Annotated in this window: 5 protein-coding genes; 3 read left to right on the forward strand and 2 right to left on the reverse strand. The window is 44.8% G+C overall.

Translation table 11 applies throughout. The annotated features are described in order from the left end of the window. Positions 1 to 63 precede the first annotated feature (63 nt). From EQY_RS0121700 to EQY_RS0121710, 3 genes are all read left to right on the forward strand, one after another. The gene (locus EQY_RS0121700; RefSeq protein ID WP_000513575.1) at positions 64 to 1,284 is read left to right on the forward strand and encodes a tyrosine-type recombinase/integrase; all 1,221 of its coding nucleotides are present in this window, start codon (positions 64 to 66) and stop codon (positions 1,282 to 1,284) included. Continuing rightward, a complete protein-coding gene (locus EQY_RS0121705) occupies positions 1,281 to 2,000 on the forward strand; it encodes a hypothetical protein (protein ID WP_000775339.1) in 720 nt (239 codons plus the stop codon). The genes EQY_RS0121700 and EQY_RS0121705 overlap by 4 nt, the downstream gene beginning before the upstream one ends. Positions 2,001 to 2,091: 91 nt before the next feature. Continuing rightward, positions 2,092 to 2,316 (forward strand): helix-turn-helix transcriptional regulator, encoded by a 225-nt coding sequence (locus tag EQY_RS0121710; RefSeq protein ID WP_021557936.1) that lies wholly within the window; start codon positions 2,092 to 2,094, stop codon positions 2,314 to 2,316. 180 nt (positions 2,317 to 2,496) lie between these two features. Here EQY_RS0121710 and EQY_RS26535 read toward each other — a convergent pair whose 3' ends face one another. Further along, on the reverse strand, positions 2,497 to 2,694 hold the full coding sequence (locus EQY_RS26535) for a hypothetical protein (RefSeq protein WP_000130336.1): 198 nt from the start codon (positions 2,692 to 2,694) through the stop codon (positions 2,497 to 2,499). Positions 2,695 to 2,751: 57 nt separating this feature from the next. Beyond that, positions 2,752 to 2,931, reverse strand: a complete 180-nt coding sequence (locus EQY_RS26540) for a YlcI/YnfO family protein (protein ID WP_000201993.1) — start codon at positions 2,929 to 2,931, stop codon at positions 2,752 to 2,754. Positions 2,932 to 3,165 lie beyond the last annotated feature (234 nt).

A 3,165-nucleotide genomic window follows, 5' to 3' on the forward strand; every position in this document is an offset into this window, starting at 1 on the left:
AAATGTGTGGTCAGTTGTGTGGTCAGTTTTTTGAGGCTGGAGGACTGAAAAGAGGATCTGATAGTGGGAAAAGCACTAAACAAACTGAGCGATTCGACGTTAAAAAAATTGGCGGCTGTCCAGGCAGAAAAAGAGCGTTTTTACTCCGACGGGGGTGGGCTGGAGATTAAACACTCAAAGGGCGGCAAATTAACCTGGTATTTCCGGTACCGAACGGGAGGCCGTGAGGTTGCCGCTGAGCGGCTAAAGTTGGGGGCTTATCCGGAATTGTCGCTGAAAGCTGCAAGGGAAAAACGCACACAGTGCCGGGCATGGCTGGCTGAGGGTAAAAACCCCCGTTATGAGTTGTGCGCCACAGTACAGGAAGCGCTAAAACCCGTTACGGTGAAGGAGGCGATTAACTACTGGCTGGATGAATATGCGAAGGATAACCGCAAAGACTACATAAAGCTGGTGCAACGTATGGATAAGCACATCATTTGCCATATAGGGGCAATTCCTCTTGATAAATGCGATACAAGGCAGTGGATCGCATGTTTTGACCGTGTACGAAAAAAAGCACCAGTAGCAGCGGGCCACGTCATGCAAACCTGCAAACAGGCGCTAAAGTTCTGCCGCAGGAGGCGCTACGCGTTCAGTAATGCCCTGGACGATTTGATCGTCAGCGATGTGGGTAAGAGAGCAGAAATTCGCGAGAGGGTGCACAGTAACAGCGAATTAAAGGAAATTTTACGCGCTATTGATGGTGATGTATTCGCGCCTTACTACAGCGCGTTAATGCGCTTGCTGATTGTGTTCGGGTGCAGAACGGCAGAGGTCAGACTTTCAGAGATCAAAGAATGGGATCTGAAAGAAATGTTGTGGACAGTGCCAAAAGAGCACAGCAAAACGAAGGTGACGATATTCAGGCCAATCCCCGATGGCATTTTGCCGTTCATTCAGAAGCTGGTGGATCAGAACCGGCATACAGGGTTATTGCTCGGAGAACTGAAAAAAGATACCACGGTAGCGCAATATGGGCGAAATGCGCATAAGCGGCTTAACCAGGAACACTGGACACTGCATGACTTTCGCCACACGTTTACAACGATGCTGAACGATTTAGGTGTCGATCCGCATATCGTGGAGCACATCACAGCGCATCAGATGCCCGGTCAGCAAAAAACCTATAACCATTCACGCTATTTACAGGCAAAGCGGGACGCGTTGAATCTGTGGGTTGAGCGTCTCGATGTGCTGGCTGGAAATCATGAAAATATTGTTATGCTGAAGGTGGCTAAATGAAATTACCTAAAAGACTCTATTATCCGTTACCTGAAGCGGCAGAAAAGTTAGGATGTACAATAAGGGATCTCTATCATTTCGCTAGTACAGGTGCCATTGATATTTCTGTATTTATTCCTGAGCATAGTGTTGGGAACTGTGAGGTTTATTTTCTTGAGGGATTTAAAGATAATAAACGGAATGGACTAATATTCCAGGACGGCAAAACAATTAATTTAGAGAAGAAAATAGATGATAGATTATATATAGCAAATTTTATTGCTGGTTTTTTCTATGTAAACAAAAAGGCGTTCTCTGATATTGAGTTTAAACATAATAACATCATAAGCTCACCAACATTATATTTTTACCCTGATAGACTTGGCGGTGGATTAGAAATAACTCCAGAAGGGGAAAATCTCAAGCCATTTGATATAGATGTTGATTATTTATGTGTGATGGCAGATGATTTAAATAATGTAAAAGATGAAGGTAGTTTTCGTAATCTTACAGAAGATAACCCCAAAAGAGCAGCAAAAAGGAATGAGGTTATTTACTCTTTAATTAAACTTATTCCAGAAATGGGTGATGTAGACCTAGACACGGAATCATTACCTAAAATAGCAGATTTAATTGATTCTATAGCTGCATCCAGAGGGATAGAATTTCCCAAAACACATTGGCAGACATGGCAAAAGTATTTGGGGCGTGAATCTCAACAAAAACGCAAAAAGTGATATCACGTGCTGGTAGTGTGATATCACACAAACGGCGTTTTACCACCGCCTAGAATCGTCCTCGTTCGGCAACGTTCGAGGACGTTTTTTTATGAATCAAAATACACAATTTCAATCACTATCAGATCGCGTAATCCGTGAGGATGAATGTCGTAAGTTAACAGGAGTGTGCCGCACTACACGCTATGAACTGGAGAAAAAAGGATGCTTTCCGTCACGTCTTAATCTGGGCGGTCGTTCTGTAGGTTGGCTGCTGTCCGAGGTTATGGAATGGGTTAAAAGCCGGGATCGCATTAATTCAGGCAAGGCAGCGTAAAGGGGAGTATATGACACATAAAACAAAGGCGACCGGGGGCGGTCGCCAATGGGAAAACACTAAACATAAGCCCGAACATCATAGCGATTTGCTGGCTGGTGGGCAATCTGTCAGGTTTGCACCAATGACTCTAGGTTTAACCGAGGGTCACTATGGTGAGTGTGCTGGCTTGCTGGTGGGCTATTCTTGCTCTTTAACATCGCCATGCTGCGATGTTTTCCAGGTATGCGATCCCATTTTTGTGCGCCTGTACTCTTTAAGGAACTTTTCAAGGACAAACGCACATGGTGCGAATCTCTCCTGTTCTTGTTCGCTTACCGCATTTTTGCGTTGTTTTTTCTTGAATGAAGATAATTTCTTTAATGATTTGTCAGTCATCGTAGATACCTGTAACCCTGTGCGCCACAGTTCACCGCACCACGGCGCTGGTGATGGTTACTCCTGCTCTTTGGCCTTGCGACGCTGGCGGCGTTTGATCTCGCCTTCTAATGCGGCTGTTACAAACTGCCCTGTACTTTCGCCGTCTTCTTTGACCTTATCCATGGCATCAACGATATGGAGTGGGACACGTGCATCTATTCTTTTCGATTTTGCATTTACTGATTTCGTTGCCATTTCTGATTTCCGATTGGTTTGGTGTCCGACAATGATAGCGAGAAAAAAGTTTAATGCAATGCTTGACGTGTCCCACACCGATAAAATAACATGTGTCCGACACTTGATTTTTATCAGTCATAAAATGACGAAACCCCGCACTGTTGGAGCAGTAACGGGGCTTCTAACCACCAACGATAGCGAAAGTATCGAGGTAGCTATGAGAAATCATACCACACACCCGCAAGGGCGGGA

The sequence above is a fragment of the Escherichia sp. TW14182 genome (genome assembly GCF_000208525.1).
Lineage (GTDB): Bacteria > Pseudomonadota > Gammaproteobacteria > Enterobacterales > Enterobacteriaceae > Escherichia > Escherichia ruysiae.

What these genes read in the sequence shown, in the direction of transcription:
- EQY_RS0121705 (WP_000775339.1), top strand. Translation starts at nt 1,281, where the DNA reads ATGAAATTACCTAAAAGACTCTATTATCCGTTACCTGAAGCGGCAGAA.
- EQY_RS0121710 (WP_021557936.1), top strand. Translation starts at nt 2,092, where the DNA reads ATGAATCAAAATACACAATTTCAATCACTATCAGATCGCGTAATCCGT.
- EQY_RS26535 (WP_000130336.1), bottom strand. Translation starts at nt 2,694, where the DNA reads ATGACTGACAAATCATTAAAGAAATTATCTTCATTCAAGAAAAAACAA.
- EQY_RS26540 (WP_000201993.1), bottom strand. Translation starts at nt 2,931, where the DNA reads ATGGCAACGAAATCAGTAAATGCAAAATCGAAAAGAATAGATGCACGT.